Source organism: Streptomyces sp. NPDC104096 (assembly GCF_055584385.1).
This window is the reverse complement of the sequence record NZ_JBVJMD010000020.1, coordinates 33,088-56,190: the sequence shown is the minus strand read 5'-3', so window position 1 is coordinate 56,190 and position 23,103 is coordinate 33,088. Positions and strand designations below refer to the sequence as shown.

Here is a 23,103-nt window from a genome sequence, read left to right as displayed (position 1 = left end):
CGGAGACCTCCGGCAGAGTCGGGCCCGACAATCCCAAGGCCCCTGCCGTCTCCGGCGGCTCCACGGCCACCCATGCCTACGACGTCGGCGACGGCTGACCACAACCACGGTCGGCTACAACTACGACGCCATCGGTCACGCGCCGACCACTCCTTCCTGCGCGGGTCGCTGGCGGCGTCGGGTCTGGCGGACCGGGTCGGGAACGGGCAGGGCGGCGATGAGGCGACGGGTGTAGTCGTCCTGCGGGTTGCCGAGGACCTGGTCGGTGGCGCCTTCCTCGGCGATTCTGCCCTGGTGCAGCACGACGACCCGGTCGGCGACCTGTTCCACGACCGTGAGGTCGTGGCTGACGAAGAGGGCCGCGAAGCCCAGTTCCCGCTGGAGCTCGCCGAACAGGTCGAGGACCTTGGCCTGTACCGAGACGTCCAGTGCCGAGGTGGGCTCGTCCGCGATGAGCAGGCGGGGCCGCAGCGCGAGGGCGCGGGCGAGGCCGGCACGCTGTCGCTGGCCTCCGCTGAGCTCGTGCGGGTAGCGGTCCACGTAAGTACGCGGGAGATGTACGGCTTCGAGCAGCGCTTCGGTGCGTGCCCGGATCGCCTTCGCGTCCGGTTCGCGGCGGTGTACGACGAGAGGTTCCGCGATGCTGTCGCCGATGGTCAGCAGTGGGTCGAAGCTGGAGGCGGGGTCCTGGAAGACGTAGCCGATCTGTCCGGTGGTCTTCCGTCTCCTGGTCAACGGCTCGCCGAACAGGTTCAGTCGGCCGCCGGTGACCGGGGTCAGTCCGGCGACGGCCCGTCCGATGGTGGTCTTGCCGCTGCCGCTTTCGCCGACCAGCCCGAGGATTTCACCGGGGCGGATGTCGAAGGTCACCGCGTCCACCGCACGGAAGGCCTTGCGGCCCAGGCGTCCCGGATAGTCGACGGTCAGCCCGCGCGCGCTCACGACCGGCTGGGCCTCGGCGTCGGCCGCCTTGGCTGGGGTTCGTCCGCCGGCCCCGAAGTCCGGTACGGCGGTCAGCAGTTCCCTGGTGTACGGGTGTACCGGCGCCGTGAACAGGTCGTGCACCGGGGCCTGTTCGACCACCGCTCCGGAGCGCATGACGGCTACGCGGTCGGCGAGGTCGGCGACGACGCCCATGTTGTGGGTGATGAGGAGGACGGCGGTGCCGAAGTCGGTGCGGCAGCGGTGGAGCAGTTCGAGGATCTCCGCCTGCACGGTGACGTCGAGGGCGGTGGTCGGTTCGTCGGCGACGATGAGCCTGGTGCCCAGGGCGAGGGCCATGGCGATGACCGCGCGTTGCTTCTGGCCGCCGGACAGTTGGTGCGGATAGTGGTCGACGCGGGTGGCCGGGTCGGGGATGCCGACCTTGGCCAGCCAGTCCACGGCGAGGGCGCGCCGTTCTGCCTTGCCGCCACCGCGGCCGTGGGCGCGCAGGCCCTCGGTGAGTTGCCAGCCGATGGTGAAGACCGGGTTGAGGGCGGTGGAGGGCTCCTGGAAGACCATCGCGGCGTGCGCGCCGCGCAGGGCCCGCAGCCGGGCCGCGGACGCGGTGAGCACGTTCTCCTCGGGTTCGCGCGAGCCGTCGCCGATGAGGACGCGGCCGTGGACGGTCGCGGTGTCGGGCAGCAGGCCGAGGACCGAGCGGGCGGTGACGGTCTTGCCGCTGCCGCTCTCGCCGACCAGGGCCAGCACCTCGCCGGGGGCGACGGACAGGCTCACGCCACGGACCGCGGGCGCGGTGCCGGCGTCGGTGGCGAAGTCGATGTGCAGGTCCTCGATGCGCAGCAGATCAGTCATCGTCGCCGGCTCCGTCCGTGAGAGGGCCGGGGGTGCTGGTCCGCCTCCGCAGCCGTGGGTCGGCCAGGTCGGTGAGGCTTTCGCCGAGCAGGGTCGTGCCCAGTACGGTGAGCACGATGCCCAGGCCCGGTGGGATCGCGGTCCACCAGATGCCCGAGGTGACGTCGGCGACGGCGCGGTTGAGGTCGTAGCCCCATTCGGCGGCGGAGTTGGGTTCGATGCCGAAGCCCAGGAAGCCGAGGCCGGCGAGGGTGAGGATGGCCTCCGACGCGTTGATCGTGAAGATCAGCGGGAGGGTGCGCACCGAGTTGCGCAGCACATGGCGGGTCATGATGCGCCAGGGGCCGGTGCCGATGACGCGGGCGGCGTCGACGAAGGGTTCGGCCTTCACCCGGATCACCTCCGCGCGGACGACCCTGAAGTACTGGGGTACGAAGGACACGGCGACCGAGCAGGCGGCCGCGCCGAGGCCGCCGGTCAGGCTGGACCGGCCGCCGCTGATCACGATCGACATGACGATGGCGAGCAGCAGCGGCGGGAACGCGTACAGCGCGTCCGCGACTCCCACCAGTAGCCTGTCCAGTCTGCCGCCGAGGTAGCCGGAGACCAGTCCGAGCACCGCGCCCGGCACCACCGACAGCAGCAGCGCGGCGGCGATGATCAGGAGCGCGGTGCGTGCGCCCCAGCTCGTGCGGGAGAGGACGTCGTACCCGGTGATGGTCGTGCCCAGTGGGTGTGCGGTGCTCGGGTGCTGTTGGGAGCCGAACAGGCCTTGTGAGTCACCAAGTTGTGCATAGCCGTGCGGGGCGAGCAGCGGGCCGAGCAGCGCGGTGAGCAGGAAGAGCGCGGTGAGGACCAGGCCGGTGAGCAGCATGGCGCGCTGCACTCCCGCGCCGGTCCTGATGCGTGGCCGTGGCGGCAGTCGTCGGGTGAGGAGCAGCGTCATCAGTACCTCACTCGCGGGTCGATGAGCGCGGCGACGACGTCGACGAGGAAGTTCGTCACCGCGACGACGACGGCGAACAGGGCCACGATGCCTTGTACAGCCGGGAAGTCACGGGACGTCAGATAGCGGGCGAGTTCGTACCCGAGGCCCTTCCACTCGAAGGTGGTCTCGGTCAGTACGGTACCGCCGAGGAGCCCGGCTACCTGGAGTCCCAGGACGGTGACGACGGGGATGAGGGCGGGGCGGGTGGCGTGGTGGGTGATGAGCCGCAGCTGTGCGACGCCGCGGGAGCGGGCGGCGTCGACGTAGTCGCTGGAGAGGGTGCCGATCAGGTTGGTTCGCACCAGGCGCAGCAGGATGCCGGCCACGAGCAGGCCCAGGGCCAGTCCCGGCAGTACGGCGTGCCGCAGCACGTCCGCGATGGCGGTGGTGTCGCCGCTGCGCAGGGCGTCGATCAGGTACACGCCGGTCGTGCTGGTCTGGTTCTGGAGGAAGAGCTGCACGCCTGTGCTCGCCCGGCCCGACGAGGGCAGCCAGCCGAGCCAGATCGCGAAGACGAGTTTCAGCAGCAGGCCCACGAAGAAGACGGGGGTGGCATAGGTCAGGATCGCGAACAGGCGCAGCGCCGCGTCCGGTGCCCGGTCGCGGTGGGAGGCGGCCACCATGCCGAGCGGGACGCCGATGAGCAGGGCCACCAGGAGGGCGCAGCAGGCGAGTTCGACGGTCGCGGCGCCGTAGGTGCTCAGGACGTGGGTCACGGGCTGGTTGTCGGTGACGGTGCGGCCGAAGTCGCCGACGGCCAGCGAGCGCAGATAGTCCAGGTACTGGGTGAGCAACGGCCGGTCGTAGCCGGCCTGGTGCAGTTTTGCGTGGAGCTGGTCGGGGGTGAGGCGGTCGCCGAAGGCCGCGCTGATCGGGTCTCCGGTGAGCCGCATCAGGAAGAAGACCAGGCTGACGAGGATCAGGACGGTGGGGATGATGAGGAGGAAGCGGATCACCAGGTAGCGGGCGAATCCGTGACCGGCGGCGCTGTGGGCCGGGGTGCCGACAGCGCCGATGGTCTGCTGCGTCGGAGTGCTCACTTCGTCGCGAGTCCCGCCCAGCGGAACTGGTACGTGGCGTCCAGCTCGTCGGGCACGCCGCTGATGTCGCTGCGGGTGACGATGGCGGTGGAGCCCTGGAGCAGCGGCAGCAGCGGTACCTGGGCGGCGGCCTTGTCCTGCGCCTGCTGGATCAGCGTGGTGCGCTTGGCCGTGTCCGTCTCCGTCTCCTCCTTCTCGACCAGGGCGCGGACGGCGGGGTCGTCGTATCCGTTGGCGACCCAGCTGTTGGCCGAGTAGAAGGGCGAGAGGTAGTTGTCCGCGTCGAGGTAGTCGGCGTACCAGCCGAGCTGGTAGAGCGGGTAGAGGTGCTTGACGCGGTCCTTGCCGTACTGGGTCCACTCGGTGGACTGAAGGTTCACCTTGAACAGTCCGGTGGCCTCCAGCTGGGTCTTGACCAGCGCGTACTCGTCGGCCGACGAGGAGCCGTAGTGGTCGCTGTTGTACTGGAGGTCGAGCGTCACCGGGGCCTTGACCCGCGCCGCCTTCAGCCGGGCCGCCGCCGCGGCCTTGTCGGGGCCGCCCTTCTTGTCGCCGTAGCGCGACGTGAAGGAGGGGGTGGCGCCGGTCAGGCCGTCGGGGACGGAGGTGTAGAGCGGCTGGTAGGTGTTCTTGTAGACCTGCTGGGCGAGTTGGGAGCGGTCGACGGAGTCGGCGACGGCCTGGCGGACGGCGAGGGCCTTCTTCGGGTCGGCGTCCTTCGTCCTGGTGCCGTAGGGCTGGGTGGCGAAGTCGAAGACGAGGTAGCGGATGCCGTTGCCGGCACCGGTGTGGACCTTGACGCCCTTCTGCTTGGCGAGGTCGTCCAGGTCGGTGATGGTGAGGGTGCGGTAGACGGCGTCGAGGGCGCCCTGCTGGACGTCGAGCTTCAGGTTGCCGGCGTCGGCGTAGTACTTCAGCTGGACGTTCTTGGTCTTCGGCGTGCCCAGCTGCCCCTTGTAGCGCGCGTTGGCGGTGAACGACACCAGGGAGTTCTTGTCGTAGTCGGTGACGCCGTACGGCCCGCTCCACGGCTTGGCGGCGACGACGGACTTGTCGTCGAGGATCTTGTCCGCGGGGAAGACCTGCTCGTCCACGATGTAGCCCGCGGCCGTCGACAGGACCTTCGGGAAGAGGGTGTCGTTGGCCGACTTGAGGGTGAAGATGACGGTGGCAGGGTCCGGGGCAGCGACCGAGGCGAGGTTGTACAGCAGCGACGAAGGACCGTTCTGGTCGGCGATCTTCAGGTCCCGGTCGAAGCTGAACTTGACGTCCGAGGAGGTGAGTTCGTGGCCGTTGGCGAACTCGAGGCCCTTCTGGAGCGTGACCGTGTACTCCTTCGGCCCGGTCTGCTCGATCCCGGTGGCGAGGTCGGGTGAGACGTCCGCGGAGCCGTTCTTCTGGCTGAGCAGGGCCGCGTAGACCTCGCTCTCGACGGTGCCGGAGCCCGCGTCCCAGGAGCCGGCCGGGTCGATGCTGGTGACCTGGTCGGTGGTGCCGATGGTGAGGGCCTCGGCGGAGCTGGTGGTCTCGCCGTCCTTGCTGCTGGTGCAGCCGGTCAGCGCCACCAGGAACGCCGTGCCGAGGGAGATCGCGCCGAGACCGGACCGCAGGGGTCTGTTCGGTGTCGGGCCGTTGTGCAGTGCCATCAGGGGTCTCTGTTTCCGCAGCAGGGATGCGTGAGGCAGCCGTCGGCGCAGTCCTGCGCCGACGGCGGGCCGAATCACGTCAGAACGGGGGTGGGGTGTCACACGGTCAGGCCGGCGGGTCTACCGGCCCGGAACACGGCGAGGCGGCCGGCCGGAACACGGCCGGGCGGGCAGGCTCCGGGCCCGGAAAGGGCGGTTTCAGGCCTTACACAGACAGCTGGAGACCAGCAGCAGGTCGACATGGCGCCGGGAGCACAGCATCAAGGGCGTCGCCATGCCGTCCTCCCTGGTTCCGGCCCGCTGCGGGGCTGTGATGAGCGCACTTGCAGAAGGATGAGATCCGCCGAGCCTTCACCTGGGGCACCCCACTGCGTCGAGGGTTGCCGTCCGGCCAGCCAGGGCTTGATCACCGGAACTCGTAGCTCGGGCACACCGTAGAGCGGCTGTTCTTCCGGCGTCAAGACGCGCCGGGAAGGCGGCGACGCGGAGCGAACAGCAGGCACATAAAGGTGGATTGAGGCCTGACGCCTCGGCGGTGCGCTCCGGTCCCGTCCAGTGGACGCATGGTGGACGCCCTTGTCGGTGGTGTGCTTATATCCGGCCATGGAAACCACTGGCACGGCACACATGGTGCTGCTCGACCCGTTCTGGGTGAGCCGCCGCGCCGACCAGTTCGACGAGATCTGTTGCTGACCTCCGTCCCACGGCTCGTGACCTGGGCTCCGTTGTCGTACGGAGCCTGACCGGAGCGGGAACGGCGAGAGTCCGACCGCCGCACCGGATGAGGCCGCGGTTCCGCCGTGCCTGAGGGCGATCTCGCGAAGCCTTTCAGCCGGTTGAAGCAGCGCTCGTCGATGTGACGCGGAGGGTGGACCGGCCGGCCGTATGCCGGTCGTCGGCCTCCGTGGCCTCCTCGGGCGTGGCGGTTTCGTCTGCCGTCCGGTCTTCGCACCCGGCTGAACGAGTGGACCCCGTACGTCCTGAGCTGGATCGCGTACGTCCTGAGCTGGACCACGTGGTCCTGAGCAGAGTCGTCCGGTCCACCGCCTTCCCCTGCGTCCCCACGGCGCACCGACGATCTCCTTCCCCCACGCCACCACCTCCTCCCGAGCGACAAGGAACGGCCATGTCTACCCACGTCACCCGACGTAGCCTGATTCGCGGCATCACAGCGGCGACTGCTGTCGCCACTCTCGCCACCGGGCTCACCGCCTGTGGCGGGGACAGCGCCGCCGCCACCAAGACGGACGACGCCGTCTCCGGGAGTGTGACCATCGGTCAGCTCTCGCACGGCGCCGCCAAGGAGACCACGCTCAAGGTGTCCGAGGTCAAGTCGATCAGCGCCGAGCTGCCCGCGGCCGTCCGCAAGAGCGGCAAGCTGGTGATCGGCCACGGCGCTCTGCCCTCCGGCTCCGCCCCGCTCGAGTTCGTGGGTGACGACCAGAAGACCCTCACCGGATCCGAGACCGACATCGGCCGACTGGTCGCCGCGGTCCTGGGTCTCGAGCCGCAGAGCGAGAACTTCACCTGGGACAATCTCTTCATCGGCGTCGACAGCGGCAAGGTGGACGTGGCCTTCTCCAACGTCACCGACACCGAGGAACGCAAGACGAAGTACGAGTTCGCCTCCTACCGGCAGGACAACCTCGCGTTCGAGGTGCTGAAGACCAGCAAGTGGAGGTTCGACGGCAACTACCGGAACCTGGCGGGCAAGACGGTCGAGGTCGGGTCGGGCACCAACCAGGAGCGCATCCTCCTCGAGTGGCAGAAGAAGTTGCAGAGCGAGGGCAAGACGCTCACCGTCAAGCACTACCCGGACAACAACGGCGTCTACCAGGCGCTCAACAGCGGCAGGATCGACGCGCACTTCGGCCCCAACCCGACCATCTCCTACCACGTCACCCAGACCGCGAAGACGCCCGCGCCCACGGCCAACGCGGGCACGTTCTCCGGCGCCGGCGCGTCGCTCCAGGGCCTGATCGCGGCCACCTCGAAAAAGGGCAGCGGTCTCGCCGAGCCGATCGCCGACGCGATCAACTACCTGATCGAGAACGGTCAGTACGCCCAGTGGCTGGCCGCCTGGAACCTCTCCAACGAGGCCGTCGCCAAGTCCGAGGTGAACCCGCCCGGACTGCCGCTCGACAACTCCTGACATGACGGTGGTACGGCATGGGGGACGCGGGTGTCCGGGCGAGGTCAGGACCGGCGCGAGGAACGCCGCGGTGATCGCGGACGCCGCCGGGCCCGTCGGCACGGCCCGGCCGCGGTGATCACTCCGGCGGACTCGTCCGCGTCCACCGGCAGCGGTCCGGCGCCGTTCGCCAGGAGCCGCCGGACGGCGATCGCCGGCGCTCTGACCGCCGCGTTCGGCGGCTTCGCGGGCTTCAACCTGCTGCTCGGCGCGATGCCCGCGTACGCCGTCCGCTCCGGCACCGGACCGTCCGGCGCCGGAGCGCTCACCGCCACCATGATGGCGGCCACCCTGGTGGTCCAGCCCATCACGCCATGGCTGTTCGCACGGCTCGGGCGGCGGTGCTCGCTCGCCCTGAGCGGTGCGCTGCTCGGACTGCCGTGCCTGGTGCTGCCTGCTGCCTCCACGCCGGCGGCCCTGACCGGTCTGACAGCGGTACGCGGGCTGGGCTTCGGCGTGTTCGTCGTCGCCGGTGTCACCCTCACCGCCGAACTGTTCCCGTCCGGCAGCCGGGGGAGGGCGATCGGCTGGTACGGCGCTGTGGTCGGTGTCGCCGGCGTCCTGGGCGCTCCGCTGGGCGTCGCCCTGGCCCGGCGGGAGGCGTACCCGCTCGTCTTCGCCCTGGCGGCGGGCACGGCCGCACTGGTCCTGGCCGGTTCCTTCGGCTTGCCCCGTGCCGCCCGGTCCGCCCGCCCTGCCGAACCCCGCTCCGGCCGTCCGCGGACCGTGCGCGGAACCTGGCGGTCGCTGCGCCCCATGACCGGCCCACTCCTGGTGGAGACGGCCTCCACCACGGCGTACGGCGTCCTGTTCACCTTCCTGCCGCTGACCGCGTCGGCCGCGCCCCGGGCGCTGCTGGCCGCGCAGGCCGCCGCCGTGCTCTCCCGGCTCGGCGTCGGATGGCTCATCGACCGCCACGGAGGCCGTCAGGTGCTGCTGCCCGCCGCTCTGGTCACGGCGCTCGGCACGGCTGCGGGCGCGGCCTCTGACGAGCCGGCACTTCTGCTGACCGGTGCCGCCCTGTTCGGGGCGGGCTTCGGCGCCGTCCAGAACGCCACCCTGGTCCTCGCCCTGCGGGCGGCCGGTGACCGTCCCGGCGGCCTCGGAGCGGCCGGGGCCGCGTGGAACATCGCCTTCGACGGCGGTACCGGAATCGGCTCGCTCGCGGGTGGCCCCCTGCTCGCCGTCGGCGGCCCGTGCGCCCTCTATCCGGCGACGGCGGCCGTCCTTGCCGTATTCCTCCTCCTGGACCTGCGCACAGCGCGCCGAACGGATTCGAGGAATTGCGGGTCGTCGGGGAATGAATGACAGGCCGCCGCTCATCGGCCACGCGCATTACCGAAAGCCCGCTACAACTACGCACCGCTGTTGTGGAGTTGCTAGTGTTGGGACATGCGGATCGGTGTGAACGTCCCCAACTTCGGCCCGGGTGCGAACCCGGACAACCTGGCCCGCTGGGCCAGAACCACGGAGGGTCTCGGTTACGACCTGCTGATGCTTTCCGACCATGTGGCGATCACGCCGGATGTCGCCAGACAATATCCCGCCCCATTTTACGAACCTGTCACAACTCTCGCCTGGCTGGCCGGAATCACCAGCAGGATCGGCCTGGGGACGACGGTTCTCATCACGCCCTACCGGCACCCTCTGCTGGTCGCCCGAATGGCCGCCAACCTGCAACAACTCAGCGGCGGACGGCTGATTCTCGGTGTCGGTGTCGGCTGGGCACGCGAAGAGTTCGAGGCGCTGGGCGTCCCGTTCGAACGCCGCGGGGCGCTGACCGACGAACACCTGCACACCATAAGGGCCGCATGGGAGAACGAAGCGGACTATGGCTGCGGACAGATTCCGATCTGGGTCGGCGGCAACAGTGACGCCGCAATTCGGAGGGCCGTACGTCTCGGTGCTCCGTGGCATCCGCTGAGGTTCACGATGCCTTGGTTCAGGGATGCCTTGGACCGCCTCAAGCACAGTGCTGCCGAGGCCGGCCGGCCGGTGCCGGAATTGGCGCCGCGCATCTATCTGAAGGTCACGCAAAAACCGATCGACGACCCCGACCGCCGGGCCGGCGAGGGCACCCTCGAGCAGATTCTCGAGGACATCGAGGAGTTGCGCCGCGCCGGTGCCGAGACCGTGCTCCTCGACCCTTATCACGGGGACCCGGACGAGACCCTGCGGCCCGAAGCGGCGTGGCAGGCACTGGCCACCCTGGCCGCGCACCGCCCGTAGCCGACACGATCCAAGAGACGGAGTGAACAGTGGCCCTCCACGACCACGACCTTCCCGAGAGCGGCAGCGACCGCGCCACCACCGTCGGCGAGACCGACCTGCCCTATCTGCGCCGCTGCATCGAGCTGGCGGCCGAGGCGGTGGAGGCCGGTGACTGGCCGTTCGGGTCCGTGCTCGTCGACGCGGACGGCAAGATCCTTGCCGAGGACCGCAACCGTGAGACCAGCACGGGCGATCCGACCCGGCATCCGGAATTCGAACTCGCCCGCTGGGCCGCGACCCGTCTGTCGGCCGAGGAACGGGCCACGGCGACCGTGTACACCTCGGGTGAGCACTGCCCGATGTGCGCGGCCGCACACGGGTGGGCCGGACTGGGCCGTATCGTGTACGCGAGCTCGTCCCAGCAGGCCCGGGACTGGAAGGCCGAGTGGGGTGTACCCATCACCTCGCCCCTGAGCCCGCTGTCCGTCCAGGACGTTCTGCCCGGTGCCGTGGTGGCGGGTCCGGTCGCTGAACTCGCGGAGCAGGTGCGTCAGTTGCAGTGGCGCTTCCGCAACGGCGACAGCGCGGGCGACTGACGGCGGCACGACCAGCGGCACGACCGGCGGAACACACGGCGGTGCGTACCGCGGCACGACCGGCGGAACGTACGACAGGGCCTGGCAGCGACATCGCTGCCAGGCCCCGCTCGTTGCCTCCGTGCGCGGCGTCAGACCATGAACTGGTCGTACTTCGCCATGTGCTCCTGCAGTTCCTCCAGGCTGGGGTTGCGCCCGTTGGCGGTCAGGCGCCCCAGGCCGCGGAAGTAGTCCTCGCGGTTGTAGATCGGGTAGAACATGATCAGCAGCGTGGCGTCCTCGTTGCCCCGGTTCGTGAAGCCGTGCGGCTCGCCCTTGGGGACGAAGGCGAACGCGCCGGGCTCACCCACCACCTTGCGGTCGCCGATGGTGAACTCGATCTCGCCCTTCACCACGTAGAACATCTCGGTGGACTGCTTGTGGACGTGCGGGGCGGCGCCACTCGCCTCGGGAGCCATGTGGTGCTCGAAGAAGCCGAACTCCCCGTCGGAGTCCGGCGTGGTCAGCTTGAGGTAGGTCCTCTTGGTGTCCCGGATGTTGACGAACTCGCCCTCACCGGCAGGAACATACAGCGGAACGGACATGTCTCTCCTCAGGTGGTGATCAACTCTGTTCGGCCGGGAGGCCGGTGGTGCGGGGTTCACGTGGCCTCGGCCAGGCTCGGGTCCGGCTGGGGTCTGCTGTCCGCCTGTGCCTGCGCCCAGCGGCCGATGACCGGCGCGGCGAGGCCGCAGACGGCGAACAGCGCGGCCAGGACGGCCCAGCCCGCGGTGCCGGTCGTGACGACCAGGCTGACCAGGACCGGGGCCGCGATCTGCTGGACGGCCACGCCGAGCCAGAAGACCGAGAGATAGACGCCTTCCTGGCCGGGCGCCGCGAGCAGGTAGGAGCCGCCCCAGCCGCCGGCGGACTGGAACAGTTCGCCGCCGGTCAGCGCGACCATGGCCAGCAGCAGCACGCCGACGGCCAGGACGACGGGCAGTTTCGGCGCCGCGACCAGCAGCAGGCAGCACAGTGCGAGGGAGATGCCGGCCCGTACCAGGGCGCGTGCGGCGCCGGCGATGGTGTCGGTGCCCCGGCTGGCCCGCACCTGCAGGGCGACCGCGAGCACGGTGTTGACCGCGACCAGCGGGGAGATCAGCGCCGAGGAGACGTCGGTGTGTTTGACGATCCACAGCGGGATGCCGATGCTCAGCAGGGTCATATGCATGGTGAGCACGGCGTTGACGCCGGTGAACGACAGGAACGATCCGTCCCGCAGCACACTGACGGAGAAGCGCCGGCGCAGGCTCTTCGCAGGCGCGCTGAGCACCGGCAGCCGAGCGGCCAGGCTCGCGAGCACGGCGAAGGAGGCGGCGTTGACCAGCAGGATCACGCTGTATCCCGCCCGGGTGTCGATCAGCAGGCCGATTCCGCCCAGCAGGGCGCCGACGGTGAAGCCGACGTTGCGCAGCGACCGCAGGACGGCGACCACCCTGACCCGGTCCTCGGTCGCCGTGGCCTGCCCGACCAGGGCCTGTTCCATCGGCGCGGCCGCCTTGTCGACCAGACCGAGCAGGCACACCACGGTCAGGAACTGCCACAGGTTCTGTACGAGCGGGTAGACGACGAAGCAGGCGCAGCGCCACAGGCTGACCCCGACGAGCACCTTCTTGGGGCCGATCCGGTCGGCGAGGACGCCGATCGGGATGGCGGTGCCCAGGGCGATGGCGGCGGACAGGGTCAGGCCGAGCCCGAGTGCGCCCTCCGACAGGTGGACCGACCTGGTGATGAAGGGTACGGAGACGGCGAGGAAGGCGCCGGTGCCGACCGCGTCGATCATCGCCATCACGGCCAGCCGTATGCCGACCGACCCTCCGGGCACGGACCCGCGCCATCCGCGGACGCGTTGCCACAGAACAGACATGTGTTTCCTCAATCGGTTGCGATGCGGATGGCGGCGTCGGCGTCCAGGACGCGCCGACGAGCGGAGTGCGCGTCGGGCCCCGTCGCGATGACGTGCCCGGCGCGGTCCCAGGAGGACGCCCACGGCCGGACCTCCTGGCCGGCCTCCACATCCACCTCCGCGACCTGGACGCCGGGCAGCCGCTGCGCGGTGTCCACGCCGGAGACTTCGGTCACGGTGCCCGGCTCGGCGGCGAGGAACCGGATCGCGGAGGTCTGCCGCGCCGCTCGGGGAAGGTCGACGGGCCGGCCGGCCAGGAGGTCGATGAGGGTCAGCCTGATCCGGGTGCCGTAGGCCAGGTCGATGAGATCGATCAGGTAGTCGCCGGGGCAGCGGCCGGCGCATTCGACCAGCGTCGGCCCCGACTCGGTCAGGATCCACTCCGCGTGCAGGATGCCCGTCCGGAAGCCGGTCGCGGCGACGAGCGCCCGCATGGCCGTCCCGAACGCGCTCTGCGTGTCCGGGTCGAGCGGGGCGGGCAGCAGATGACCGAGTTCGACCGGGTACGGTCCCGGGACGACGGTCTTGGCCGTGACGTTCTCGAAGACGATCTCGCCCTGCCGGACCAGGGCCTCGACGCTGTACTCGGGACCGTGCAGACGTTCCTCGGCGAGGAAGCGCCACGCCAGCTGCCGGTCGGGCACCTGCTCGTACTCGGCCGCCGACGAGGTGCGTTCCCAGGCCCGGGCGGCGGTGGTGGCGTCGACCGAGTCGAGCAGCTGCACGCCGACGCTGGCCTGCCGGTTGGCGGGCTTGACCACGACCGGTCCGCCGCCGGCGAACTCGAGGATGTCGGCCGGGCCGTGCACCTCGCGCCAGCGCGGGTTGCGGACGCCGCCCGCGGCGGAGATCTTGCGCAGCCGGACCTTGTCCCGCAGCGCCTGCGCGGCCGCCTCGGTCGCTCCGGGCAGCCCGAGTTTCTCGGCCAGTGCGGCCGCGGCCGGCACCGCGTACTCCAGTCCCGGGACGACGGCGGCGACGGGGCGCGCGGCCGACAGTTCGGCCGCCAGGTCGAGGGCGCCGGCCGACTGCTGGTAGTCGGCCGGGACGATACGGTCCAGGCAGTCGAAGCGGGCCGCCGCGTCCTGGAGTTCGCGCTTGCGGATGATGTCGGGTTCCTCGATCACCACGACCGATCCGCTGGGGACGCTTCCGTCGATCGCGCGCAGGTAGGCGGCGTTGTAGCCGACGAACACCACCTGTGCGTCGGGGGTGGGGGTGGTCATGGCGACCTCCTGGTCGTGGGTGGGGGCCGACGCATGGTCGCTGCCTTTCTTCGGGGTGGGGGAGCGATGACCGGGGGCGCTCATACGGGTGTTCCGAGCACTCCGGTGCGGCCGTCAGCTCGTACGGGCGTGCCGTCGACGACGACCTCGACGGTGGCGAGCACCTGTGCGCAGCGGGCCCGCGCCTCCTCGGGTGTGGTGCCGAGGACGATGACGTGTCCGTGGCGGCTCTTGGAGTCGCGGACCGCCGGCACGGTGTCGCCCGGGCTCAGCCGCAGGTTCAGTTCGTCGACATGGGTGAGCCGGGCGGCCGCCTCCAGGCCGCGGATCTCGTCCACGCGGCCCGGCGGGAAGGCGAAGAACCGTACGATCGCCGTCGCCGTCGGCGAGACGGGCTCGGCGGGCCGGCCCGCGAGGGCGGCGAAGACGGCCTGCTCGATGTCGACTCCGGTGGCCAGCTCGACCAGACGAGGGATGCGGTCGCCGCCGAGCCGGGCCTGCGACTCGACGATGCGCGGGCCGCGCTCGGTCCAGATCACCTCGGTGTGCGCGGGGCCGAACCGGTAGTCGCACGCCGTGAGGAACCGTGTGGTGAGTTCCTCGACGGCCCGCCGCCGCTCCGAAGGCAGCGGGGCCGGATGGACGTGCCCCACCTCCACGAACAGCGGCGGCGGGCCCAGCAGTTTCTCGGTGATGCCGACGATCTGGTGGCGGCCGTCCCTGCTCAGCGTCTCCACGCTGTATTCGGGACCGCGCAGATACTCCTCGACCAGGAACGGGCCGTCGTAGCCGTACTCGTCGACGAGCGCGGTCCAGGCCGCCCGGTCCTGGGCCTGCCGCCACAGGAACACGCCCCGGCTCCCGGCGAGCGCGGACGGCTTGACGACGGCCGGGTAGCCGATGCGCTCGACGGCGTCCGGCACCTCCTGCCGGGTCGGTGCGGCCTCGAAGGACACCGGTGACAGCCCGCGCCGGGCGAGCAGGTCCCGCATGGCGTGCTTGTCGGCGAGCAGGCGGATCGCCGCGGCCGGGTTGAGTTCGGCGCGCAGGTCCTCGGCCGCCTCGTAGGCGGTGACCATCGTCTCCTCCCGGCCTATGTGGTAGATCACCGTCGCCCGGTGTTCTCGGGCCACCTCGTGCAGGGTGCGGCGCAGCAGTCGCGGATCCCGGAAGTCGGTGGTGACGAACAGGTCCGCCCGTGCGCGTACGTCGTCGAGGTACTCCGGCGTCTCCAGGCGGGGGTCCCAGATCGCGCCGACCCAGAACCCCTCGGCCTGTGCCTTGCTCACGAACTGGCGATACGGCATCACCATCAGCAGGCGGGGCCGGTCGTCGGTGGGGGAGGGCGTCGTCATCGGGCGCCGCCGTCGGGTGTGGTGCCGGCCGTCACCGGGTCCGCCTCGCGGCCGAGGAGGCTCAGATAGCGTTCGCCGGTGTCGGGCAGCAGGGTCACGATGCGACGGCCGCGGTACTCCGGCCGGGTGGCCAGGACGCCGGAGGCGTGGACGACGGCGCCGGCGGACACCCCGACGAGCAGGCCGACGCGCTGCGCGAGGCGGCGGGTGGTGTCGAGGGCGTCCGCGTCGGAGACCGCGATCACCTCGTCGATGAGGTTGCGTTCGGTGGTCGGGGCGATGAAGCCGCCGTTGAAGCCGGGGATGGTGTGCGTGCCGGGTTCGCCGCCGGACAGCAGGGGCGAGCCCGCCGGTTCGACCGCCACGATCCGGACCGCGGGGTGGCTCTCGCGCAGATAGCGTCCCGCGCCGCTGAGGGTGCCGCCGGTTCCCACTCCGCAGACGAACACGTCGATGCGCCCGTCGGCGTCGCTCCAGATCTCCGGGCCGGTCGTCTCGTAGTGCGCCCGGGTGTTGTCCGGGTTGTCGTGCTGGCAGCAGAACCACGATCCGGGTGTCCGGCGGTGGAGTTCGGCGGCCTTGTCGACGGCTGCCTGGTAGCCGCCGGTGTGCGGGGTGCGTACGACCTCGGCGCCGAGCGAGCGCAGGACGGCCACCCGCTCCGGGGTGGCGTTGTCCGGCAGCACGATGACGCAGCGGTAGCCGCGCGCGGCGGCGAGGGCGGCCAGCGAGATGCCGGTGTTGCCCGAGGTCGCCTCGATCACGGTGCCGTCGCCGGGCGTGAGCAGCCCCTGCTTCTCGGCGCCGCGCAGCATCGACAGCGCGGCCCGGTCCTTGCTGCTGGACCAGGGGTTGAACAGCTCCAGCTTCGCCAGTACCTCGGCGTCGGCCGGGGCACCGTCCACGATGCGGTCCACCGGCAGCCGCAGCAGCGGAGTTCCGCCGATCAGGTCGACCAGGGAGTCCGCGATCGGGCGCCGGGAGACCGGCTCGGTGCGGATGCGGATCTCCTGTGCGGCGGCCTCCGCGGTCCGCGCCGCGAGTTCGGCGCTCTCGGCCACCACGAGGACATGTCCGGCGCGGTCGCCATTGCGGCGCAACTCCCGTATCACGGAGCCTGGTCGAGGCTTGACGACGACCTCCTCGACGCCGGGCAGGGCGCCGGCCCGCTGTCGGCCGCTGACCGACACCACGCGGCCGGGGTGCGCGGTCAGGTAGCGGATGGCCGCGCCGCCGACCGGCCGCTCGGGCAGCACTCGGGCCGGCAGCGGTTGTCCGAGGTACTGCCGGGCCACCAGCTCCAGGGACTTGATGCCCAGAGCGCGGTCGACGAGGTGGGTGATCTTGCCGCCGGCCGGCCGCGGGTTGATCTCGATGAGCTTGGGCCCGGACTCGGTCACCTTGATCTCGACATGGGCCATGCCCAGGTCGAAGCCGACCGCGCGCAGCGCTTCCACGGCCAGGTCGCCGCAGGCGCGCACCACCGGCTCGGGCAGGCTGGAGGGGAAGGTGTGGGCCAGCTCGACGAAGTAACCCTGCCCGGTGAGCGACTTGTCGGTCACCCCGAACACCTCGTAGCGGTCCTTGTCGGCCAGCACCTCCACACTGACCTCGGGGCCGCTCAGGTACTCCTCGACCAGCAGCTCGTGGTAGCGGGCCTGGCCGCGGGTGTTCTCCACCCGGGACCGGATCAGAGCGACGTGCTCGGCGGCCTGCGCCGCGCTCTCCACCAGCCGGACGTCGGCGCTGCTGGTCTCGTCGGCCGGCTTGACCACACAGGGCAGGCCGATCTCCGCCGCGGCCGCCTCGGCCTCGGCCGGGGTCCGCACGGTCCGGAACGCCGGTATGGCCACGCCGAGTTCGGCGCAGCGGCGGCGCATCAGCGCCTTGTTGCGCGCGGTGGCGACGCCGTCGACGCTGACCGTGGGCAGTCCGAGGTGGACGGCCACCTGGGCGGCCACCACCACGTCGTACTCCGCCAGGGTCAGGAAGGCGTCGAAGGGATGCTCGGCCGCGGCCGCGTGCACCTGCGGCAGAAGCTCCTCGAAGAGGTTCGTCTCGCAGTGGACGATCTCGTCGACGTACGAGTCGAAGTAGGCGGGCCCGCCCGGTACGGCCAGGTACCGGTCCAGGTCGCGGGTGAAGAAGGTGACGCGGCAGTCGAGTTCCTTGATGATCTGCAGGCCTTCGAAGCCGGATCCGGAGAGGTTGCTCTCCACGACACCGACGTGAATCATCTGTGCCTCCGATGGCGTGCCGGTACGGTGGCCGGCTGGAACGACGGACGGTGGACGGGCGGCGCGGTCCGGCGGGCGGTCACCAGCAGCCGGAGGTGGCCAGCGCGCGCAGCAGCCGGTCGGCCTCCTCACGGTCCGCGGGTGACAGCGGTCGGTCGGCCTGCGCGCGGTCCACGGGTGACAGCGGCTGGACGATCTCGGCCGCGGGGGCCATGACGCGGGCGCCGGGCGGCACATCGCCCAGGACGAGCGAGCCCGCGCCGACCAGGGCGTCGTCGCCGACGGTGACCGGCCCCAGCACGATGGCGTTGGTGCCGAGGACCACCCGGTCGCCGACGACCGGGTGCCGGCGGGCACCGGGGTCGCGGCGCCCGTCCCGCCACCAGCCGACGGCGCCCAGGGTGACCTGGTGGAAGATGGTGACGTCCTCGCCGACCTGGGCCGTCTCCCCGATGACCACCGCGGCCCCGTGATCGATGAACACGCGTCGGCCCAGGGTGGCGCCCGGATGGATCTCGATGCCGCCGGTCACCGCGCGGGCCAGGTAGGCCAGGAGCCGGGCGAGCTGCCGGTGCCCGCGGGTGTACAGGGCGTGTGCCAGCCGGTGGGTCCACAGCGCGGGCAGCGCGGGATGCAGCAGCGCCTCCGCGCGGGTGCGGATCGACGGGTCCCGCTCGACGATCACGGAGAGGTCTTCCCTCGCCCTGGTGATCACCTTGCGCATGCGGTCCTCCGTGGAGTCATGTCCTGGTCCTTCGCTGGCACGTCGAACTCGTCCGTGGGTGTCAGTAGTTCGGGGATTTGACGAGGTTCCCGGCGCCGTTGGTGATCTCGGGTATGTAGACCCGTTCGGTCCAGACGTCCTGGGCCACCGGTTCGAGGGCGATCGACACCGCGCCTTCGTCGACGGAGAACGCGGTCCGTACCGCGCTGGTGATCGCGTCGACGAGAGCCGAGATCTGGTCGGCTTCGAGGTCGTTCGGGAAATGCTTGATGCTGACGTGGGGCACTCCGATGGCCTTTCTGGGGAGTCGTGCGGTCTGGAGGGAGGCGACGAGTTCGGCGATGCCGTTCGCGCGCAGAAGCTCGTAGTGATCGGCCTCGAGCCGGCGGACGGTGGGGGGAGTGGCCGACAGCGGGTGCCCGGAGTCGAGGAAGGAGTCCTGGTCACCGCGGGCCCGCAACACCGTGATCGGCGCCGCGACGCTGCGCTCGGCCAGTTCGTGGGGGGCGTACTCGAAGAGGAAGGTCTGGCGCACCACGGCGACGATCCTGCGCACCAGGTCACGCTCCAGGTGCTCGAACCGGCCGCAGACGAACGCGATGAAGGAGTCCTCGTCGTGGGTGGCGGCCAGACACGCGTCGACGGCCGACCGTTCGAGGTTCCCGGCGAACACCGAGTAGAGGATCGAGACGAAGGTGCGGTCGGTGAAGCCGACGGCGGCCTCGGCGGGCGTCTCGTCGCGGCCTTCCACGGGCGGCTTGCCCGGCGCGATCAGGATCAGCTCGTCGACCCGCTCGCCGGCGCGTTCCAGTCGATGGGCCGCCTCGAACGCCACCCGGGCCCCGAAGGAGTACCCCCACAGCGTGTACGGGCCGACCGGCTGGACCTGCCGGAGGAGCTCGATGTCCTTGGCGACCATCTCGTCGAACGTCGGATACGCGCTCTCGCCCGGGTTGATGCCGTGCGCCTGCACACCGAGGAACGGCCGCTCCAGCCCCAGCCTGCCGGCCAGCAGCCGCAGGCTCATCGGATAGCCGCCCAGCCCGGGCCAGCAGAACACCGGCCGCCCGCCGTCCCCGGCCCGCAGCCGCACGAGCCGGGGCAGCGCGGTCGCGGGCTCACGGTCGACGCGCCGGGCCAGCTCCGCGATGGTCGGCGAGTCGAACAGCACCTGCAACGGCAGGGAACTGCCGAGCTCCCGGTTGATCCGGCCGACCAGGTTGACCGCGGTCAGCGAATGGCCCCCGGCGGCGAAGAAGTTGTCCCGGATCGAGACCCGCTCCTGCCGCAGCACCGTGCGCCACAGCGCGGCGATGGCCTCTTCGGTGGGCGTACGCGGTGGGACGACGGGTGCCTCGCTGTCGTCCACGGCGGCCCTGTCCAGCTCGCGCAGCGCCTGGTGGTCGATCTTGCCGTTCGGGGTGAGCGGGAAGGAGTCCAGCACGGTGACCCGGTTGGGCACCATGTACGGAGGCAGGGCCGCGGCGAGGTGGTCCTTGACGATCTCGGCCGGCCCGCGCATATGGACGGAGTCCTCCTTCATCCCTTCGCTGAGCCGCTGTTCGGCACTGACGCGGCCGCCGACGGCGAAGTAGGACGCCGCGTCCCGGCCGTGGCCGCCGATGTGCGCGATGCGCCGGGCGGACGGCAGCGGGTTGCCGGTCTCGGAGCTGTAGCCGGAGGACATCAGCCCCAGGTGGCGGCCGTTCATCTGAAGCCGCTGGAGTTCCCGGCCGAGGTCGACGTACCGCTGCCAGGGCTGCGGCGCCCGGCCGATCATGCTGACCCCGAAGCTCGCGCGGTCGTACACCTCCTGGTTGATGGCGATGACGTCCCGCTTGCGGATCAACTCCTGCGACACCCGCACCAGTTCGCTGCCGTCAAAGCGGTACTGGCCGCCCGCCAGATCGGCGATCCGGTCGGGGTGGGCCTGCACATACAGGTCGACCGGGCTGCCGTCGGCAGGGGCGGCAGCCGTCTGCACCTCGTAGGTGGCCAGGTAGTAGTCCTCGCCGGGGCAGCGCAGCACGTCCTTGACCTCGGGCGCTCCCGGGCGGGCGCTGATGCGCAGCCCGTACCGGGGCAGGACGTGGTCGAACAGGCCGATCATGTGGCCGGCTTCGAACTGGAGGACTTCCTGGATGTTGTTGCGGTAGACCGGTTCGATGGCCGACCGGCGTCCGACGAAGTGGACGCGCAGCCTCGGCCGGCCGACCGGAGCGGGGCTGATCAGCACGAGCCGGTGGCTGACGGGGTGGTGGTAGTAGTAGCCCGGCTCCAGGCCCGCGACGCCGGACAGCTCCAGGTACAACTGGGTGGCGTACAGCGAACCGGGGGAGGCGTACCCGTACTTGGCCAGCAGCCGTTCGCCGCTGGGGAACTGTCCGAAGTAGCGCAGCAGGGAGCCGAGTTCGGACAGCGTCAGGGTGTCCGGGGTCCGGGCTGCGACCGGCGCCCGGGACGGGCGCGCGAGCAGTTCCAGGATGTCGGCCCGGGTGACCTCGCCCCCTTCGTAGAAGCGGTACGACTTGCGGGCGAACACCGTGCGCCGCTGCCGGGCCGTCGCCGAACGCCCGGGCAACTCGACGACGACCGCCGCCTCTTCCTCGCGGACACCCAGATTCGCCAACTGCGCCCTGAGCTGCAGCCTGCTCCGCTTCGACTGGTGGTGGGCGCCATGGTTGCCCTGGTCCATCAGCGCGGCCCGCCGGGGGTCGAGCTCGACGAAGGCGACGAGGTTGGCGCCGACTCGGGTGTCCTCCCGGACCAGGACGGCGGCGCGCTTGACCCAGTCGTGCTTCTCGACGGACACCTTGATCTCGTCCAGCTCGACCCGGAAACCGCGCAGTTTGACCTGGCTGTCGGTACGGCCGAGGAACTGGACGGTGCCGTCGTCGTTCCACCGGGCCAGGTCTCCGGTGCGGTACAGGCGAGCGGAATCGGGCCCGGTGGAGAAGGGGTTGGAGATGAATCGTTCGGCGGTCAGCTCGGGATTGTTCAGGTACCCGCGGGCGAGCTGGGGTCCCGCGATGTGCAGTTCACCCGACGCGCCAGGTGCCACCGGCCGGCGTGCGGCATCGAGGATGTGGAAGCTCATGCCGTGCACGGGCCGGCCGATGGAGATGTGGTCGGGCCCGCGGTGGACGGTGGCGCGGTCCACGGGGTGGGCCGACGCGTTGATCGTGCACTCGCTCGGGCCGTACAGGTTGACCAGTTCCAAGTCCGGCAGCGCGTCGAGCAGTTCGATCGCCAGGGTCCTGGTGAGCGCCTCGCCGCCGCTGAACACGTGGGTGAGCGAGGTGCAGTCGGACAGGCGTCCGGTGTCGACCAGTGCCTGGAGAAGCGTCGGCACACCCTGAAGGGTGGTGACCTCGTTCGCGACGATCAGATCGATGAGCCCGCCGGGATCGGCGTAGCGGCCCGGTTCGCTCACCACCACGCTGCTGCCGCAGGCCGGCGCGAGGACCTCCCACTGGGCGGCGTCGAAACTCAGCGGTGTCTTCTGCAGCACCGTCCTGCGTTCGTCCAGTCCCTGTTCGTCGGCCAGCCAGCGCATCTGACCGACGATGCTGTGGTGTTCGATGCCGATGCCTTTGGGGTTGCCGGTGCTCCCCGAGGTGTAGATGACGTAGGCGAGATCGTGGCCGTGCGTGGCTGCCGCGGAGGGGTACGGGAACTCGAATCCCTTGCCCGGTAAGGCTTTTGCGGGAGCCTGAGTCTGCGCGACCGTGACGATCCGCGTTCCCGGTGGCGTCATCGCGGCCAGTCGGGAAGCCAAGGACTCCTCCGTCAGGATGACCTCGGTCCTCGAGTCCGCGATCATGTAGCGGATACGTTCGTCCGGGTACTCCGGCGACAGCGGCAGGTACGGGGCACCCGAGTGCAGGACACCCCAGACGCTCACCACGAGGTCGACGGACGGCTCCACGAAGATGCCGACCGGTACGTCCGCCGGCACACCCAGTCGCCGCAGGTGGCCGGCCACGTTCATGCTGCGCTCACTGAGCTGCTGAAACGTCAGCCGCTGCGTGCCGCAGGCGACAGCCGTCCGGTCGGGCCGGACGGCGGTGGCCGCGCGCAGCATGTCGGACAGGGAAAATTCCTCGGACCCCGTTAGTTTCGCCATCATCCTTCGAACCTAGAATTCGTCAAGTTGAGTCGACGCGCGTAACCGGCCGGCGAAAACAGGCATGAGAAAAGCGCGATCGATGATGGGCTTCATCAAAGCTGGAATCAGCTGGAAGACCTGTGTCGTGTCTGCGGTCAGCCGCTGGAAGACGTGCCGAAACCGTACGGTTCCAGGCCGGCGCCCAGCGCCTTTCCGGACATCGGACCCGTGGGTTCTGCGCTCGCTCAAAGGACCTTGCCGACATGCCTTCTACGCCTCCCCCGAATCCGTCCGTACGGCTGCGACGACCCTGCACCTTCCCCCCCGGGGGGCGCTGCTCTGATCAGAACAAGTCAATCGTCTGCGTGGCGAATCGGAACGTACACGACGGAGATGACCGACGCGACATCGAGAAATGGGGCGGTTGGTCCACTTTCTTGATGTTTGCACCCGCCGCGCTCTCGGCCATCCCTGTCCGTCTGATGCGTTGCGAGATGCAAATAGAGGGACTCAATTCCGTTTGTCTGCTATGGGCGTGTCGCTGATGGGGAGGGGGGCGCTCCTCGTTCCGCCGCTATCGCGGCAGCCTGATTCGAGGGGGATGAAGGGAATCGGCCAGACGCCTCGCGGGAAGCATGCACGTTTCCGGCCGTCTGCGGCAGTGAATGCGCCTTGCAACTAGTTCTGGGCGGCTGCCGACCGGCGGCGGATGGGCCGTAAAAGAGCGTTCACGAAGCTGCAACGGAAAGCGGTACCGGATTACTTGGCACCGCTTCACCCGGAGGATTCGGTGTATCTGCGGGGCCTGGAGCGCAGCGCTGGAAGCCCGGCCGGCGATGGCCGTCGCCCCGACGTCCGGCGCCACTGCCGGCCAGGCCGCCGAGGGTCTGGCCGCCCCGCACCGCGGCTCGAGCTGCCTGCCGCTCATGTCAACGCCGTTGCCGCTCAACAGGATTGCCCGGGTACCCCGGGGGCGCACCGCCGCTGTGCGGTTGGCGTACGGTCAATGCATTGCATTCGTACGAGCGTCGGCTGCGCG

The 23,103-nt window shown here is 70.4% G+C and carries 15 protein-coding genes, 1 pseudogene and 1 riboswitch; of the genes and pseudogenes, 4 read left to right on the top strand and 12 right to left on the bottom strand.

Annotated features, from left to right (window positions below):
- Positions 1 to 135 precede the first annotated feature (135 nt).
- The 4 genes from ACZ60B_RS21370 to ACZ60B_RS21355 are packed head-to-tail and all read right to left on the bottom strand — an operon-like array spanning position 136 to position 5,471.
- Positions 136 to 1,797, bottom strand: coding sequence for a dipeptide ABC transporter ATP-binding protein (locus ACZ60B_RS21370; protein WP_469389184.1), 1,662 nt, complete (start codon positions 1,795 to 1,797; stop codon positions 136 to 138).
- Complete coding sequence (locus tag ACZ60B_RS21365) at positions 1,790 to 2,743, bottom strand: ABC transporter permease (RefSeq protein WP_469389182.1); 954 nt, start codon at positions 2,741 to 2,743, stop codon at positions 1,790 to 1,792. The genes ACZ60B_RS21370 and ACZ60B_RS21365 overlap by 8 nt, the downstream gene beginning before the upstream one ends.
- Positions 2,743 to 3,825, bottom strand: a complete 1,083-nt coding sequence (locus ACZ60B_RS21360) for an ABC transporter permease (protein WP_469389180.1) — start codon at positions 3,823 to 3,825, stop codon at positions 2,743 to 2,745. The genes ACZ60B_RS21365 and ACZ60B_RS21360 overlap by 1 nt, the downstream gene beginning before the upstream one ends.
- Positions 3,822 to 5,471, bottom strand: a complete 1,650-nt coding sequence (locus ACZ60B_RS21355) for an ABC transporter substrate-binding protein (RefSeq protein ID WP_469389178.1) — start codon at positions 5,469 to 5,471, stop codon at positions 3,822 to 3,824. The genes ACZ60B_RS21360 and ACZ60B_RS21355 overlap by 4 nt, the downstream gene beginning before the upstream one ends.
- Before the next feature lie 314 nt (positions 5,472 to 5,785).
- A riboswitch (SAM riboswitch) is annotated at positions 5,786 to 5,895 on the bottom strand.
- A gap of 702 nt (positions 5,896 to 6,597) precedes the next feature.
- Between ACZ60B_RS21355 and ACZ60B_RS21350 the strand changes: the two genes are divergently transcribed.
- The 4 genes from ACZ60B_RS21350 to ACZ60B_RS21335 all read left to right on the top strand — a co-directional run bounded on the left by ACZ60B_RS21350 (position 6,598) and on the right by ACZ60B_RS21335 (position 10,469).
- A complete protein-coding gene (locus ACZ60B_RS21350) occupies positions 6,598 to 7,623 on the top strand; it encodes a transporter substrate-binding domain-containing protein (protein ID WP_469389176.1) in 1,026 nt (341 codons plus the stop codon).
- A 30-nt stretch (positions 7,624 to 7,653) separates the two neighbouring features.
- Positions 7,654 to 8,970, top strand: coding sequence for an MFS transporter (locus ACZ60B_RS21345; protein ID WP_469389174.1), 1,317 nt, complete (start codon positions 7,654 to 7,656; stop codon positions 8,968 to 8,970).
- Positions 8,971 to 9,054: 84 nt separating this feature from the next.
- The gene (locus ACZ60B_RS21340; RefSeq protein ID WP_469389172.1) at positions 9,055 to 9,891 is read left to right on the top strand and encodes an LLM class flavin-dependent oxidoreductase; all 837 of its coding nucleotides are present in this window, start codon (positions 9,055 to 9,057) and stop codon (positions 9,889 to 9,891) included.
- Positions 9,892 to 9,920: 29 nt separating this feature from the next.
- A complete protein-coding gene (locus ACZ60B_RS21335; protein ID WP_469389170.1) occupies positions 9,921 to 10,469 on the top strand; it encodes a nucleoside deaminase in 549 nt (182 codons plus the stop codon).
- Between the two features lie 131 nt (positions 10,470 to 10,600).
- On the opposite strand, the gene ACZ60B_RS21330 is transcribed toward ACZ60B_RS21335, so the two are convergent.
- The 8 genes and pseudogenes from ACZ60B_RS21330 to ACZ60B_RS21295 form a co-directional block, all read right to left on the bottom strand.
- Positions 10,601 to 11,053, bottom strand: coding sequence for a cupin domain-containing protein (locus ACZ60B_RS21330; protein ID WP_469389168.1), 453 nt, complete (start codon positions 11,051 to 11,053; stop codon positions 10,601 to 10,603).
- 56 nt (positions 11,054 to 11,109) lie between these two features.
- Entirely contained in the window at positions 11,110 to 12,333 is a 1,224-nt protein-coding gene (locus ACZ60B_RS21325) for an MFS transporter (protein ID WP_469389166.1), read from the bottom strand.
- A 50-nt stretch (positions 12,334 to 12,383) separates the two neighbouring features.
- On the bottom strand, positions 12,384 to 13,640 hold the full coding sequence (locus ACZ60B_RS21320; protein ID WP_469389164.1) for an ATP-grasp domain-containing protein: 1,257 nt from the start codon (positions 13,638 to 13,640) through the stop codon (positions 12,384 to 12,386).
- 80 nt (positions 13,641 to 13,720) lie between these two features.
- Positions 13,721 to 14,995, bottom strand: a complete 1,275-nt coding sequence (locus ACZ60B_RS21315) for an ATP-grasp domain-containing protein (protein WP_469389162.1) — start codon at positions 14,993 to 14,995, stop codon at positions 13,721 to 13,723.
- A complete protein-coding gene (locus ACZ60B_RS21310) occupies positions 14,992 to 16,251 on the bottom strand; it encodes a pyridoxal-phosphate dependent enzyme (protein WP_469389331.1) in 1,260 nt (419 codons plus the stop codon). Before ACZ60B_RS21310 ends, ACZ60B_RS21315 begins: the two co-directional genes overlap by 4 nt.
- A 27-nt stretch (positions 16,252 to 16,278) precedes the next feature.
- Positions 16,279 to 16,875, bottom strand: a pseudogene (locus ACZ60B_RS21305) (ATP-grasp domain-containing protein); the annotation flags it as partial.
- Between the two features lie 436 nt (positions 16,876 to 17,311).
- The gene (gene epsC, locus ACZ60B_RS21300) at positions 17,312 to 17,956 is read right to left on the bottom strand and encodes a serine O-acetyltransferase EpsC (protein WP_469389160.1); all 645 of its coding nucleotides are present in this window, start codon (positions 17,954 to 17,956) and stop codon (positions 17,312 to 17,314) included.
- Between the two features lie 61 nt (positions 17,957 to 18,017).
- Positions 18,018 to 22,040, bottom strand: coding sequence for an amino acid adenylation domain-containing protein (locus ACZ60B_RS21295; RefSeq protein WP_469389158.1), 4,023 nt, complete (start codon positions 22,038 to 22,040; stop codon positions 18,018 to 18,020).
- Between the last annotated feature and the right edge of the window lie 1,063 nt (positions 22,041 to 23,103).